Source organism: Acinetobacter septicus, from assembly GCF_019355975.1.
Taxonomy (GTDB): Bacteria; Pseudomonadota; Gammaproteobacteria; order Pseudomonadales; family Moraxellaceae; genus Acinetobacter; species Acinetobacter ursingii.
Map to the genome: position 1 here is coordinate 202,960 of NZ_CP079899.1, position 15,778 is coordinate 218,737.

General features: G+C 37.2%; 14 protein-coding genes, 1 pseudogene and 1 other annotated feature. Of the genes and pseudogenes, 8 read left to right on the top strand and 7 right to left on the bottom strand.

What is annotated here, in order from left to right:
- Positions 1–185 precede the first annotated feature (185 nt).
- A pseudogene (locus I6L31_RS17515) lies at positions 186–388 on the top strand (transposase); the annotation flags it as partial.
- A gap of 46 nt (positions 389–434) precedes the next feature.
- Here I6L31_RS17515 and xseB read toward each other — a convergent pair.
- Positions 435–629, bottom strand: coding sequence for an exodeoxyribonuclease VII small subunit (gene xseB, locus I6L31_RS17520; protein ID WP_004986572.1), 195 nt, complete (start codon positions 627–629; stop codon positions 435–437).
- Entirely contained in the window at positions 622–1,884 is a 1,263-nt protein-coding gene (xseA, locus tag I6L31_RS17525; protein ID WP_005005834.1) for an exodeoxyribonuclease VII large subunit, read from the bottom strand. The genes xseB and xseA overlap by 8 nt, the downstream gene beginning before the upstream one ends.
- Positions 1,885–2,568: 684 nt before the next feature.
- On the opposite strand from xseA, the gene I6L31_RS17530 reads away from it, so the two are divergent.
- Together I6L31_RS17530 and I6L31_RS17535 are read left to right on the top strand one after the other, a co-directional pair.
- Positions 2,569–2,796, top strand: coding sequence for a hypothetical protein (locus I6L31_RS17530; protein WP_005005832.1), 228 nt, complete (start codon positions 2,569–2,571; stop codon positions 2,794–2,796).
- A gap of 94 nt (positions 2,797–2,890) precedes the next feature.
- On the top strand, positions 2,891–3,160 hold the full coding sequence (locus I6L31_RS17535) for a hypothetical protein (protein WP_004984984.1): 270 nt from the start codon (positions 2,891–2,893) through the stop codon (positions 3,158–3,160).
- 332 nt (positions 3,161–3,492) lie between these two features.
- Here the strand turns inward: I6L31_RS17535 and I6L31_RS17540 are convergent.
- Positions 3,493–4,625 (bottom strand): IS3 family transposase gene (locus tag I6L31_RS17540; protein WP_223235881.1). Its coding sequence is split into 2 segments (ribosomal slippage): positions 3,493–4,373 and positions 4,373–4,625, totalling 1,134 coding nucleotides; the frame shifts between segments, so codons are not numbered across the junction.
- 321 nt (positions 4,626–4,946) lie between these two features.
- Between I6L31_RS17540 and I6L31_RS17545 the strand changes: the two genes are divergently transcribed.
- From I6L31_RS17545 to I6L31_RS17560, 4 genes are all read left to right on the top strand, one after another.
- The gene (locus I6L31_RS17545) at positions 4,947–5,156 is read left to right on the top strand and encodes a hypothetical protein (protein ID WP_004676710.1); all 210 of its coding nucleotides are present in this window, start codon (positions 4,947–4,949) and stop codon (positions 5,154–5,156) included.
- 985 nt (positions 5,157–6,141) lie between these two features.
- Positions 6,142–7,361 (top strand): IS3 family transposase gene (locus I6L31_RS17550; RefSeq protein ID WP_155237303.1). Its coding sequence is split into 2 segments (ribosomal slippage): positions 6,142–6,418 and positions 6,418–7,361, totalling 1,221 coding nucleotides; the frame shifts between segments, so codons are not numbered across the junction.
- Positions 6,417–6,533, top strand: a sequence feature (AL1L pseudoknot). (Overlaps the previous gene by 117 nt.)
- A gap of 66 nt (positions 7,362–7,427) precedes the next feature.
- Positions 7,428–8,351, top strand: a complete 924-nt coding sequence (locus I6L31_RS17555) for a 3'-5' exonuclease (RefSeq protein ID WP_228128638.1) — start codon at positions 7,428–7,430, stop codon at positions 8,349–8,351.
- Complete coding sequence (locus I6L31_RS17560; protein WP_005005822.1) at positions 8,344–8,988, top strand: hypothetical protein; 645 nt, start codon at positions 8,344–8,346, stop codon at positions 8,986–8,988. The genes I6L31_RS17555 and I6L31_RS17560 overlap by 8 nt, the downstream gene beginning before the upstream one ends.
- Positions 8,989–9,040: 52 nt before the next feature.
- Here the strand turns inward: I6L31_RS17560 and I6L31_RS17565 are convergent, their stop codons facing one another.
- The 3 genes from I6L31_RS17565 to I6L31_RS17575 are packed head-to-tail and all read right to left on the bottom strand — an operon-like array spanning position 9,041 to position 11,926.
- On the bottom strand, positions 9,041–9,466 hold the full coding sequence (locus tag I6L31_RS17565; protein WP_005005821.1) for a hypothetical protein: 426 nt from the start codon (positions 9,464–9,466) through the stop codon (positions 9,041–9,043).
- Positions 9,467–9,480: 14 nt separating this feature from the next.
- Entirely contained in the window at positions 9,481–9,891 is a 411-nt protein-coding gene (locus I6L31_RS17570; protein WP_005005820.1) for a hypothetical protein, read from the bottom strand.
- 22 nt (positions 9,892–9,913) lie between these two features.
- Positions 9,914–11,926 (bottom strand): peptidoglycan DD-metalloendopeptidase family protein, encoded by a 2,013-nt coding sequence (locus I6L31_RS17575; RefSeq protein ID WP_005005819.1) that lies wholly within the window; start codon positions 11,924–11,926, stop codon positions 9,914–9,916.
- Positions 11,927–12,169: 243 nt separating this feature from the next.
- On the opposite strand from I6L31_RS17575, the gene I6L31_RS17580 reads away from it, so the two are divergent.
- Positions 12,170–12,664, top strand: a complete 495-nt coding sequence (locus I6L31_RS17580) for a hypothetical protein (RefSeq protein WP_005005817.1) — start codon at positions 12,170–12,172, stop codon at positions 12,662–12,664.
- A gap of 61 nt (positions 12,665–12,725) precedes the next feature.
- Here the strand turns inward: I6L31_RS17580 and I6L31_RS17585 are convergent, their stop codons facing one another.
- Complete coding sequence (locus tag I6L31_RS17585; protein ID WP_005005815.1) at positions 12,726–15,731, bottom strand: DotA/TraY family protein; 3,006 nt, start codon at positions 15,729–15,731, stop codon at positions 12,726–12,728.
- Positions 15,732–15,778 lie beyond the last annotated feature (47 nt).

Genomic DNA, 15,778 nt, shown 5'->3' on the forward strand with positions numbered 1-15,778 from the left:
CAAACACAAGTAGAACGTAATTTACATCAGTAATGCTTAGAATACATGGTAAATATTTCTTACATTTTTAATAAGAATTCATTTTTTATATTTATTATAGCTTTGCTACACAAAGATGTATAAGTTGAAGTCGCTTTATTGCATAAACCTATTCTTGAAGGCTTCTTCAGCAATATAATTTTCAAATGAAGAAGCCTACACACAAAATCTACCGCACAACCAATTGGCCCGCATATAACCGAGCTCTCATTAATCGTGGGAATATTGCCATTTGGTTCGATCCAAAGACCTAGTGTATGCACAATCACAAGGCAAGCATGGTCGAAATCAAACTTACTCTGACACCGCTATTCAATATTGTTTAATGATCAAATCCTTATTCCATCTAATGTAGACCAAAAAGTAAAATAAAATTTTCCCATATTATTAACTTATTATTCCTTAAATGTCTCATTCAAAGCTTGTTGTACAGCATCAACACGTGTTTTACAGGCTTTGTATGCCACCATAGACTCTTCAACGATTTTCATTAAATTGTCGATGTCTGGCTCTTCCTGTGACTCCAATAGCTCGGCATTCTTTTTAAGGACTCCATAGCCTTCCTTGAAAGAGAGTTCTTTTTTACTCATTACTAATTACCTTCGTTACATTTGCTTGAATGGTGCCATCCTGTAATTCGACCTGGATGCTATCACCTGAAATCTGTTGAATAGAGCGAATAGCTTTTCCTTCACTACGAACAATTCCGTAGCCTTTAGCCATCACGGTTCTTGGATTCTGAATTAGGGTTTCCCGCAGCAGTGATTCGACTTGATTAGTTGCCAGTTTGATCTGTTGCTGGGCTAAATAATGTAGGGTGCTTAGCATCAAATCTACGCTCTTATTTGCTTCATTAATCTGTCCATGCGCAAGCGTCTTAATCACTCTCATGTATTGATCATTTTGGCTTTGGTACGCCGTGATTTGATGTTGGGATAATAGCTTAATGGTTTGGAATAAATCTAAGACATCCTGAGTCCGTTCAGCAATTAGATTACGAATGCCACTAATTACCTTACTTGGTGTATCAAAAGAACGGTTTGCAACTTCATCCAATATCGTACGGTCTTTCTCGTGACCAATGCCGACCCAAATCGGAACGGTTCGTTTGGCCAACAATGCTGCTAGTTCATAATCATTTAAATAGGCAAGGTCGTTTACAGCACCACCGCCGCGAATAATCACAATGAGATCAGGTGGTGTATTGAAATCGGTAGCCCATTGTCTGAGGCCATTACTTAGAGAGGTGATAATACTTTGCGCAGCTGTGTTCCCTTGGAATGTTGCTGAGTAGTACTTGAAATGACATACATCAGATTTTTCTAAAGCATCAGCATCTTTTTTGAAGTCACCTAGACCTGCAGCATTTTCAGGAGCAATTACCAGGACATTCTGAATATCAAAAGGAGTAGGGACGAGCTTGTTTTTATTTAATAGGCCTTCAGAGGTAAGTCTTTCTAAAATTTGTTGATAGTGCCGTGCAATGTCTCCAAGCGTATAGCTTGAATCAATATCTTCAACATTCACCGAAAAGCCATACTGAGGATCAAACTTGGCTCTAACTTTTAACAAGACATTTAAATCCTTTGAAAGCTCTACACCGCTTTCTCTTTCAAACTTAAGCACCATTTTCTGAGCTATAAATTTCCAGATGGTTCCTTTACAACTCGCTATAACTTTGTCGGTACTTTCATCCTTTTCAGCTAACTCAAGATAGTAATGTCCGCCCTTAATATTTAGATTACGGATCTCAGCTTTCACCCATACAGGCTCATTGAAAGTAATTTGAATTACTTCCTGTACTGTGGATAGATAATCACTAAGAGAAAACTGAGGTTCAGACATTAGGTCAATTATTTTAAGTGGTTAGATGAATAGTATTAAAGCAAAGCTATAAGTGCAAATTGAGAATATGCTCACTTGACCTTGATCAAGGTATATGGCATATTTCTTCTATAGTGGACGTACATATGGAAATTCACTTAATTACCGTAAAAAGCTCATCATTTGATGGGCTTTTTTTGTTACTAGATAATTTGGTATAAAATGCGAATGAGATCTCAATATAAACCAAGTATATTATTTGGTATTAAGTTCTCCATGGTAGTTAATATCAGTTTATACCTGCACCTTCCCCAAGTTGCAGGTTTTTTTTTCTTCATTTTTTATTCGATTAATGATTTAATTATTTTGTTGTAAATAAAAACAACGATTCCTTGTTTCGGCGCAAAAGACCAAGGGGAAAGCCTTACAGAAATGTAGGGCTTTTTTAATAGGAGCTTAACTTAATCGTATTGGTATAAATTTTAATTTTTTATCAGATGCTTAGTCGATAAAGTGCGTTCAAATAATTGCGCTTTTTTGTTCTGATATATTTTAATCATTACTGGCTTTGTTGCACAAAGATTTCATAACTATATGATTTTAAAAGTTTTGATAATTTTATGATCTAAAATTAAATTTATTTAAATCAGATGCTTACATATTTATGCAACAAAGCCATCATTACTTACAACAAGAAGAATAGAAATGAATATTTGTATCGGTGGTGATTTAGATGGCAGGGTAATAGTGCTTGATAAACCATGTTTTAATGCTAAAAAAGTAAACAAGACAAAAGCAGAAAACTACATTAAGCAAATGTATGTCATACATGGTGACGTCTATTATTTTTGGCGTGATGCTGAGCTTAAATTGTTGGAAGTTACTCAACGTATAGAGATCTTACTGGCAAAGACTAAGCGAAAATCGATTTAACTGTCCCTGATAGTAAGTTTTTTATTGTCTTTATCCGTAAAAGAAATTAGTTTAAATTGAACCAATTGTTAAAATAATTATGAGAACGGAAAAAATGAATAGAAAATTTGAACTACATGTGATTAGCCAGATCTATGACTTTTTAGTTGAAAGAGAGGCGTTTACCTCACTAAACCTTGATCGTAAAGTTACGGAGTTTTTTCGGGAAGTACATGTAGGGCGAGAAGAAGATTTTACAATTCTTGAATCAAATAAAATCTCAGGAAACTTTGGTGAAGTTTCCTATATCAATTTATTGAATGTCCCTAATTTCAACGATAAAGATAAATTTCTGAAATGGGCACATAAAGCTTTAAATTTATAAGTTGTAATAAATCAGTGTAATTTAATAGGAATTGTTTCATTGTTTAACAAATTCAATTACATAAATAATAATGTGGTTACATTATGAACAGTAATTCATCAGAAGGCGGTTAGATAAATACAAATCACAGTGATATGTTTGAATCAAAAGTTCTACATGGATGGAATTAAAGATGAAATTCTTAACTTTGGTGAGCATAGGTGCGGTAGCAAGTTTCTGTTTATTGTTAAAGAGTCACACTACTGAAAATTCATTTCATTCAAACTTCGATAGAGGTGGTCCCACATGTTTGAACAACTAAAAGCTTATTTATAAGTGATACTCTGCTCTAGTTAAGCTACCTTATTTTGTTGTGGTAGCTGGTCATAGTAAAACTCATCTGGAGTCATTTTGTCCAGACTCGAATGAGGTCGTTTCAAATTATAAAATTCAAAATATGCGTTTAATTGCTTCTTCGCATCCAAAACATTGCTGTAGGCTTTGAGATACACCTCTTCATATTTAACGCTCCGCCATAATCGTTCAACCATCACATTATCAACCCATCGACCTTTACCATCCATACTGATTTGAATGCCATTTGATTTCAATACATCAATAAATGCATCACTGGTAAACTGACTGCCTTGGTCTGTATTAAATATTTCAGGTCGACCATATTTTTCAATAGCTTCATTTAATGTTTCTATGCAAAATGTAACCTCCATACTAATCGATACTCTATGCGCAAGTACCTTGCGGCTATGCCAATCAATCACAGCACATAAATAAACAAAGCCTTTTGCCATAGGGATATACGTTATATCCGTAGACCACACTTGATTACTGCGCTGAATAGCCAATCCTTTGAGCAGATATGGATATTTGCGGTGAGCTTGATTAGCCTGGCTTAAATTTGGTTTGCAATATAACGCATTAATGCCCATTTTCTTCATTAAAGTACGTGTATGACGTCGTCCTATATGATGTCCTTGACGATTCAACAAATCACGCATCATCCGGCTACCTGCAAAAGGGTATTGCATATGTAACTCATCCATACACCGCATTAGCTTCAGATCTGATGCACTCACAGGTTTTGGGCGATAGTAATAACAACCACGGGAGACTTTCAGCAGCTGAGCTTGCTTAGATACTGAAATCTGAAGTGAGTCATCGATTAACTTTTGTGGTTGAAGCGGCCCAGTTTCTTCAACACACCTTCTAAAAAATCAATTTCTAATGCCTGCTCACCGATTTTTGCATGTAGTTTTTTTAGATCGATGGGTGGTTCTGTTGGAGCTTTTGATTGATCGAAAGCTTGCGAGGAAGCTGAAATCAGTTGATTTTTCCAGTCGATAATTTGGTTTTGATGAACATCAAATTCAGCACTCAATTCAGCAAGTGTTTTTTCTGCTTTAATCGCAGCAAGTGCTACCTTAGCTTTAAAATCATTTGAATGATTTCTTCTTGGTCTACGTGCCATAAAATACTCCATATATTGATGTTTATAACATCATTTGGGGAGCAAAATATCACTTATAAGTGTTGTTCAAATTTCCTGATCCACCTCTGATAAAGTTGTTCGAAATGCTGTCTTACAGGGATTCATATAAATATAGATGCCTAAGATATATAGCTTTTAAGTACTTAAAGGAGAAATAAGATGATCAGATTATTAATGTGTATATTTGGCCTTCATGGTGCTAGAGAGATTGATTACACCAATGACCAAAAAGAAATTTGTGTATGCCGAGAGTGCTTGAAGAAAGTCAAGAGTCCTTATAAACAGGTATAATTTCTTTTTATGAAAAGACAGTCTAAAAAATCTGAGCATATAACCTCAAATTGGACAACCGAGCAAGATAGTTTCTTAATTGAAAATAGTTTTATGGTGATTGAGCAGCTTATCAATCATCTGCCTTTTACTGAAGATGAAATTATTAAGCGTAAAGAGGTACTAGGTCTCACTAGAAGACATAGACAGATGCGTAAATTTTTAAGCAATCCATCTTAAGAGAGTTCTAAGCCTCTATTTTTTTAAAACGGATCAGACATAAAAGACCCCGTTCGATATCTATTATTCGCGGAGGTTTTTTTCTCTTATGGATGTTGTTATACAACTTTATACACTTAATTAACGTCACAGTTACTTTTATAAAATCTCTTACATGTCTATCCCTAGAATTTGTGATAATTGTTTGCATTTAGAGTCAAATGCATTCTTAATGACTAGAGCATTAAATAGAACAATAGAAGGAGATGGATATGACCTCGCAAGAAGTACTCGTATTTTCAGCCTCAGCATTTGGTCTCACATTACTCATTTATGAGTTTGGACAGATGTCCATGATGTTTAGTTAAACCACCTTCGGGTGGTTTTTTATTGCAAGATATAACTACATCACAATATGGATAGAATATGTAAACTGGTTAAATTTTAGTGTAATTATGAATTTACAATATTTACTGGAAGTTTCGTTTACGTAACAAACGAGTAATTAATGGCTTTGTTGCATAAATATGTAAGCATCTGATTTAAATAAATTTAATTTTAGATCATAAAATTATCAAAACTTTTAAAATCATATAGTTATGAAATCTTTGTGCAACAAAGCCGAACAATGAGACCAATTTCTTCACAAGAAATGATTAGTGCTGCAAAATTTATATTGGACAGATTGAAAGCTAATGACGTAACTCAATATGATGCTTTGGTACAAAGTACTAAAGACATACGTGAATAATTAATTTAATCATTAAAGAAGATGATATATCTGAGTGGCCTACTAGAAATAAGAATGAATGGTAGGCTACGAATAAGAATAGATGGTAGGTTTATATAGGAATATGCAATAATTCATGTGCTCCAGCTATCTACAATATTTGCCCAATCCTGAAGCATCTTTCTACGATCAGTCAAATATTTCGCATGGTTATATGAAGCGCGGGTGAATCGTACCGGGTTTGTCGGAGAGTCAATATTCTGAGAGACTATCCCGATGACAAAATTAAAATATACCCCCGAAATTAGAGAAAGAGCGGTTCAATTACTAATTGAATCTGAAAAAGATTATCCTTCTACTTGGGCAGCAATCACAGCTATTGCTCCTAAAATCGGTTGTACTCCTGAAACATTGCGTGTTTGGTATTTAAAGCATCTGGATCAACTAAATCCTGCCAAAGTACAACAGATATCTGATCAAGAAAAAATGAAGCAAATGGAACGTGAAATTGAAGAATTAAAGCGTGCCAATGAAATTCTACGTAAAGCAGCCGCTTTTTTCGCCCAGGCGGAGCTCGACCGCCCATACAAATAATGGTGGATTTTATCCATAACAATAAAGATCGATATGGTGTTGATGCGATTTGTAGGATTTTACCGATCGCAGCTTCAACCTATTACCGAACTTTAGATCTCGCTGACAATCCAGAACATCGAGCGAAACGAGATCTACATGATGAGCATCATGCTGAACAAATTAAACGAATTTGGAAGGAAAGTTCAGGTCGATATGGTGTACGTAAAGTCTGGCAAAAATTAAAACGTGAGGGTTATGTTATTGCACGTTGTACAGTTGCTCGATTAATGAAAAAGCTAGGTATACAAGGTGTTTGGCGAGGTAAGAATAAACAAACCACCCGTAGCCGAGATGACCAAAAACGGGCAGATGATTTAGTGAAACGTAATTTTAATGCTGATCATCCAAACCAACTATGGGTGGGTGACTTTACCTATATTCAAACTCATTCAGGCTGGGTATATACCGCATTTGTTATTGATGTGTTCTCACGAGCAATTGTTGGATGGAAAGTATCGACACGGATGAATACAGATATGGTGCTCGATGCATTGGAGCAAGCATTGCACGATCGAGGCATGCCAAAGAATGTGATTCATCATTCCGATAGAGGTGTTCAATATCTTTCTATTCGCTATACCAATCGTTTAGAAGCTGCAAATTTACGAGCATCAGTCGGTACAACTGGTGATTCATACGATAATGCTCTGGCTGAAACGGTGAATGGCTTATACAAAACAGAGGTGATTGAATATTTAAAAGCAGATTGGCAAGGTTTAGCAGATGTACAACTTGCGACACTAAACTGGGTAGATTGGTTCAATAAAAAGCGTGTACACAGTGCACTGGGTTATGTATCGCCTTTTGAGTTTGAAGCAATGTACTATGATAAGATTAACCCGTTAGGTCAGGTGGCCTAACTTAAATAAAAAAGTCTCCGACAAACCTGGTACGGTTCACACGATTACTATCTCAAGTGGTGGGTACTGCAAAAACCACAACTTGATTTTGATTACGTGATGGTAGATGAAAGCCAAGATAGTGACCAATTAATACTAGATGTACTCAAACGTCAAAAAGCAAAAGTTATTTTTGTTGGAGATCCATACCAAAGCATTTATGGCTTTAGGGGTGCGAAAGATATTTTACAGAACCTAGATCTTGAAGCATTGTACTTAGAGCAGTCGTTTCGGTTTGGTAATGCAGTTGCAGATATAGCTAATCTACTTCTCAATAAACTTTTTGGTGAAACCCGACAGTTAAAAGGTTTACCAAGTAAAACGTCAAAAGTTACCACTTTCAGTACATCAAGTTATGCACCATCTTCATTGAACGCGATTATTTGTAGAACAAATGCTACGGCTTTTGAATACTTTTTTAAGTTTCATAGCTACCTTAATGGCGAAAAGAAAATACGTCTTGAGGTTGATGGAAAGCGCAGTAAAGATATTTTCAGTGGTATTTTTCAACTGAGAGCAAATAAACGGCCAACGTGTAAAGAGCTTCAAAACTTTTCTTCCTACCAAGAGCTTGTGGACCATATACAAGTGTTTGGAGAAGTGGAGGGGGCAACTACAGAATTAAAAACCTTTCTGGATCTAACAAACCAATACTCATGGCAAGTGATTGAGTGGGCGTTAGAAAATAGTATGGCTGATGATGAAACTGACCCAAAAAATACTTTGGTCATTAGCACATCACACAAGAGTAAAGGTTTAGAGTGGGATAATGTCCTAATCGCAAAAGGGTTTAACTATAAAATTCTCGATAAAAAGCTAATGATTTCTGCAGATGAAAAACGGCTGTTGTATGTGACCGTAACACGAGCCAAAAACATATTATTTACAGATGGCATTAATGATTTATTGGAACACTTAAATTCAAAAAATATGGAGATTTCAAATGCCTAATCAAGTTGAAGTTCTGCAAAATAGAGTGTTTCAGGCATGTCACAATGCTAGTTATATTCGCGGAGAGTTTCATCACGAACCGTATATCATGGAGCTAGTTAAGAAAAAGGGCTCACAGGTCGCAGATATAATCACACCACTTCTTGAAATGTTTCATCTAATTGAAAAGGAAACAAAGTCAAACTTTAGTTTCACAGAAGATTTTAATTTCAAGCAACGCCATTTTGAACCAGGTGTTTTTCTCAAAACTAAAGAGATATTAAATGGTGTAGAAACGTTCGATGGCCTAGCTATCGTTGATATTCCTTCAGGATCTTTTAGAAGCATTGTCATAGATTCAGGCGGTGGAATTGCTTCAAGTAAACATACAATTGAGCAGTTTAAGGAATTAAAGGGGAGATATTTAATTCCATTTTATTTTGATGGAATCTACGTGCACCCTCACTGTTATGCATATTTTTTCATCGAAAATGATATTAAGAGGGTGATGCCCCTTGAGGCTTATGATTCAAGCAAAGTAGGAAATGAGCAAAACATGGGCTTGCATTGGGTAGAAGAAGCAATTGAATACGGTAATCTTCACTTTGGGTTTGAAGTTGAAACACCAGATACCGAAACAATTATAGAAAAAGTCTAAAACCAAACGACAAAAAAGGGCATCTTATAGATGCCCTTTTTATGTTTTGAAATTAATAAGAAAGGTCGATTGCCACTTGTGCTAAAGATGTAAAAGCAGAGGATTCACACATATAAGATTGACGAATAAAAAACGATGGATTGTATGAACTCACCATAGTTTGACTATCACAGTTTTGGCTAAATTTAATATGTTGTATATTGATTGCTTGCCAAGCTGCAGCATTCTTTTGACTTTCCGCACGAACGTCTTTGATGAAACGTGTTAATGATTGGTTGTACGGTGTATTGCACTTAAGTTCTGGTGAACCGTACTCAGAATCACGCGCTTCATTATAATTAAATACGCATTTTTGATACTCGGCTTGTACCTTGTTATAAGCTTGAATAGCTTCAGCTTTGGTCTTATAACCAGCGTTGGCAGATGACGTAATAATGGTAGCAGCACATATCAAAGCTAAACTTAAAAACTTTTTCATAATCTGATCCTTTATTACTTCATTAATGCCGGAATAAACATTGCCCAACCTAATTTGTTGGTCGCTTTACATTGCATGCTTAGTGTTTTGTACTTTGCAGTCTGGCCAGCGTATAACTGATCGCAGTTAGCAAGTAACTGAGTAAAGTTTCGATTGTGATCAGCTAGAACACGCGGAGCTTCTTCATTATTAATATATTTAGAAGCAAGGCTACCAAGCTGACTTGCGCGGTTATAAACATTTGTATAGCAATTTAGGTGTTTTGCATCAAATGGATCGTTAGAAACCGCAGCACATTTAACGTTTACTAAGCGCAGTTTTTCAAGTTCAGCACGAATAGAGTCTGAGCTAGTATTAGCACTAGCATTAAAAGATGCACATGCTAAAAGGCTAAAACCCAATAAAGACAAAAATCTGTTTTTCATAATATTTCCTTTAATTGCTCTATTAAGGGTATTCAGAATAGTAAGGACATAAACGCATAACAATACCTTCAAATGTAACGGCTTCACCTAAAGTCACAACACCATCACGAGGGTTTCTATCAAGGTTTCTGTTCGCATTATATTCACGACTAGGACTTTTATATGGTCCACCTAAAACTAGAGCATAAAACCCAGCTATTGTTTTATTATTATAGTCGCTTTTACGTTGTCGTGCTTTTACTGCAAGGTATAAATCTAATAATTCGACTTGTTGTTGAGCACTCAGGGTAGTGATTTGCTTAGGGTTTGATTTAATTGAAGCTGGTATTCCTCTCGCTGTTAAATCTGAAGCATTAATATCTGTTATACCAATTTTAGTCCATTGACTTAAACCATATGCACCAGCGTTGTTGTCAATTTTAAGATTAAAACCGCCAGATTCAAAACCAAGAATAGCTGCAACGTCATTAGGGTTATAACCATGTTTTAAAGCAACACGCTTAATACCATCTTTAACCGCACCAAAAACACCTGGTATACCCCAACCACATTTACGATCTGGAGTACCTTGTCCACCTTTTAAGATTTGTGCATCTGAATAAACTTGCCCGTTTCCACCTTCATCAAAAAGCTGTTGCATTTCAACTACTGCTACTTCAGGAATAACAGTTGGTTGTTCAGCTTTCGTATAAAGTTCATCTACACGGCCAGAATAGCGTTGAGTTTCTGACGCTGTATAAGCTGCCAAAAGAGCCTCTAAGCGTTCATTTTGTTTATGGATCTCTTTAGTCAAATAGTTTTGTGCATTGATAATGTTTAGCTTTTCAATCAAAAGCCCCATCATCGACATGGTTGCTAATTCATTAAACCATTTAGAGTTGCCATAACGTCCAGTACCAATGTTTTCAATTAATTCTGCTGGCGTAGAATGAAGTGCACCAATATCAAAACCCACATCATCAGCCGTACCACCAAATATAGTTCTAGGCGGTGCATATTGAGCAACATCATTTGCATAAATGGTACCGCTTGCAGCTGCTTCAGGTGAGATAGTACCGTCAGCAATCATTTGAGCGACTTGCACTTGTGCAGATCCATAAGCATCCATCGAAACATCGCCACTAAATGCAAGTGCTGGAAGCTTTTTGCCTTGTTTTACTGCAATGCCATCTACCGATGAAGAAACGGGGAGGGTGATTCCTGTTGATGATGAATATAAGGCATTCCATTGAGTCCTAATGGTGTTACCCAAGTACGGTGTGTATTTGTTTTCTAATGCTTGTCCTTGTGGCGAGACACTAATCACAACGTCCTGAGGTAAATATGGCGTAGGATCTGTTAACTTATATTCAGAACTACCCACAAATGGCGCAGATCCTTTAACGCGTTGCTGAAGTGCAATGGATGGATTTTTAAAAACTTGATCTAAGTTTTTATTCAGCCAAACATCTAGCCCACGTTTTGCCTTTACACCATATTCAATGTGCAAATGCACGGCACATGAACCACAGCCTTTATTTGACATGTGTGCGATGTTTTGACCAGCTTGAATACGTTGACCAGGGTAAGCGTTAAATTTTTTTTGATACGATGGATCAGTATGGCGATACATGATTCGATCGCCAGTATCCATCTGCATAATTAGTGGGTTAGTGGTTGATTGGTTGCTTGAACCAGATGAACGTGTGTCATAAGAGACAATAGAACCTGAACCAATTGCTTTAAGTGTAAGGTCATTAGGATTCGCACGACTAATATCAATACCGTTATGACTACCAGCAGCGCCCCCTCGCAAACGAAATTCACCAAAACGACCAGCACTACGGCGCCCATCATTCGGCATGATCGAATATTTATGGAAAATCATTTTTTGAGCGTTGTTAGGAACTTTTGCCGTATTAGCGTTTGTAGCGGTTACGTTTTCAGAAATAGGATCAGCGTTAGCGGTATAAATAAAAGCCGAGCAAGTCACTAAAATTGCGACTTTAATGCCACAGCTCAAGGGCTTTAATTGAAATGAGGGTCTAAATTTCATAAGTGAATCGCCAGGCTTAAAGGAAGTTCTTAAAATAAATTAACTTCTTATTAAATGTCCCTAATATCTAAGTGGACGGATTAAGTATATACGATTAAATACTTATTTTATACTTTAAAAAAAGTTTTTAGGTTTTGTTTTAAGATAGTATATACATATAGCGTTAATCTTATTGATAGGTTTAAGAATAAGGTTACATGGTTTTAATATTTTAATTTAATAAAAGTAGTGAGGTATCTAAATATGTTAAATCACGCACACGTTTTAAGCGCTACTTTCGACCAAGCGATTGACCGCGCTTCAATGGGATTAGACTTTTTAATCCAAAACAAAGTACACCAGAAGAATGAAAATGCCTTGTTAGCTCACATTGAAATGCTAGAAAACAAAATCAAAGGTATTACAAATCAGTATAACGAATTGGTTGCTGAAGCGAACGCACACATTGATGACGTTACAAGCAAGCACAATGAGCTGGCGAACAAGTACAACAATGTTTGCGCCCAAATGAAAGCAAAAGACATCGAGCTTAATAACAAGCAAATTGAGTTAGAAAAAGAGCGTATCAACAACTTTGACTTACTTGTGCAAAACCGTTCATATAACAATTTGAACCGTGCTTACAGTCATGCAGTTGGTCAGCTAGAGAAAGATCAACAGCAACTTGTTAATATCGGCGTTCGTAGATTTATTTTTAACTCTACAAGCAAAAACAACATTCAGAAAATTAACTTTTAATTATGAATATTTTGATAAAAAAAATGGTGCTTTTTGAGCACCATTTTTTATTGTCTAGATTTTAAGGTTTACCTTTAAACTTAGACAGAGTTGAGCTTAAACCTGAACGCACACGATTAGTCATAGAGCTACGGCCAGAAATATTAGATTTCTTGGTTGCACTAGAACTAGCACCAAAACGTGCATTAGGAGTCGAACCAGTACCATACGTATACCCAGTACTACTTGCAACATTCACACTACCGAAAGTAGAACCAGTCTTAGATGCTGATGCTTTAGCTACACCACGATTAAACGTAGAAGCTGTTTTTCCGTAAGCATTTGCACCATATAGACCACCACCAGTAGTAGGCGTATTATTTGTACCACTTACACTTGTAGCACCCATACCGAATGTAGATTGACCTTGGCTTGGGCTAGGTGATGTTGGTTTAGCACCAAGACCAGTTGTACCACCCGTACCACCACTGACACCACTTGGAGTAATACCACCTGTACCACCAGTTGCAGCGCCAAAAGAAGCGGATCTAGCTGGCATATTTACAGGGCTATATGCAGTCGTACTACCAGTACCGCCTAATGTATTACCACCTGTACCACCATTGCCACCACCACCACCTTTCGGATTGTTTGGACCACCCTTACCACCATCAGGACGTCTACCAGGCGGTAAAGGACGGCGAGATGCTGGAGATGGACCAGACAACGTACTTGCAGCGCCACCAAACTTTTGAATAGCTTCTTTTGAGTTTGTTTCACCCCACTGACCGCCATTCAATCCAGAACCAATCCATTGTTGTACTTGGTCAGCAACACTAAATACCAACCCGTAAATCAGGTAGATCGCTGAAGTCATCAAGAATAGATATAAGAAGAACTTCCAGATAAACGTAATCAGCTCAGTAAAGATAACTGTAAACGTATTAGATGAATAAGCGATGCTCATTGCACCTTGGTAGCTAAAGAACATATCAGTAAGCGTAACGAGAGCTGGCCCGATAATAATTTCAGCCATCCAGAAACCAACAATGATAAATATTGGTCGCATGAACAACGTTAATACCGTGACATAACCTTGTGTTTGGCTACCGACAAAAGTACGCTCAGGGATCATGTGCATTAGCGCCCATAAAGGCAAACCACACACAGCGTATAGGATATGGATGATCCAACCCACACAAGCTAGACCAAAGAAGATCATTGGCATATATGGAATAACAACCGCCATCCACACACCAAGAATCGTCAAATATGTTACTAGCTGACCAAGGATAGGAGCAAAGATATTTTCAACGGCATATTCTAAAGCGTTGGTGCCTTCTTCAGTTACGCCCTTAAGCCCTGGTACCCATTGAACAAGTGCAGAACCAGAACGAGCAGTAAGCACGACTAATTTCATGCCGACAACAGTACCTTGAGCCACAGCTTTATAGACTAAGATTGCTTCACCAGTATCTTGAATATTACGGATAACATTCGTATTGCGGTGCAATGTAGTAGGGCTGATATTTGAGCTAGACGAATTATTATTTAATAATTCCGCATCGCCTTTTTCACCGACCAATATACCCATTACCAATGATTTAGTAATGTTTGTTGCCCAAGCAGAACCATACGCCGAAAACTTTTGATCGATGTTGGATACTTTGTTTGAGTCACCACCATCGGTAGACATTGATATTAAGTTGGTAGAGTCGGCAATATCGCCGTTTGCCACCCAATTATTGTTGGATGTAAGGCTACCAACAGCATTATCCATTGCAACATAAACGGTGTTATAAATTGCTTCACCTTTTGAGTTGCTCATGATTGCTGAATTCAGTGTAGGAGGGGTGAACGTCCACAAAGGTTCAGTAATATACTTCTCAACAATAGCGCGATATTGACCTACTTTAATACGAGCTTCAGGCGTCATCATCCAACCGCGCTGATTTAGCGTATTAACAACAGTTTGAACCGCAGTATAGCCATTTTCAGAAGTCAGAACATTATTCGTTACGGTATGACTCTTATTCACATAATTATCAACTAGCGCATTAAAGGCATCCATTCCAGCTTTACTAATAGGGAATGTGCCTTCTTGCTCAGTAGCATTAGCATTTACTTGATACGCGATATACCACTTTTCTAAATCGATAAAGAATTGACGATATAGATTGTTCTTTTCTTGTTGTAACTTAGCTTGAACATTTGCCAAAGCAACGTTGATCTTGTTTTGATCTGATTGGCGAAGTTTATAAACAGGAATGTCCATTAATTCAGCATTAACCGCAGCTGGATTAACAACGTTCATTGAAGCACCGCCACAGATCGGCTCTTTTTTGCCCCCAACTTCTAAACGGCTGTCAGCGTAAGCGAAGTTATAAGTAACAGATGTCCAGTTACTTGCAGTTTTAGCGGTTTTATCAATGTAGTTTTGCTTTTTCTCTACTGCAGTCATGCTAACACCAGGATTAGCATTCCCCCCATAAGCACCATCACTAAAATAGCGCCCGAATGCTGGTGGTAGAGTATAAAACTCTTGGTTTAAAACGTTAATACAATGCAACTGGCGAAGCATAACAGGCGCATTTTTCCTAAATCCAAAGATGTCACGCTGATGATCGTGCGTATCTGACAAACTAGCCGAAGCCATTAAGGATTCGCCTAACGTTCTATTATTAATTGTATTGGATACATTATTTGACCATAGCACCATACCTAGCACGACTACTTGAATGAAACAGTAGCCGGACGCCGTAGGTAAAAGTAAAATAATCGAATATAATATTCGGGAAAACATCGTAGTGACTTTTGAATCTTTCCCGAAAGCTTCACCGTCCTGGGCGCTTTTCAAAAGTGCTGTTAAACCAATACCGATCGCAAAAACCAAAACCAACGACATTGCCACACTAGCTACACCGCCTAATAATATATTAGTGAGTAAACCTGATGATGGTACTGTCGAAGCTGGTCCAGACGCATTGATAAACGCATTGATGAAGTCGTGTCCAAAGATAGATGAGAGAAGAGTAACGGCTTGGTCGCCATCACAATTCGGATTTGTCGATTGACAAAATAAACTCATAGCTAACTCACCGTTTTTCTTAATGCTTCTTATACATCGCTTACTTA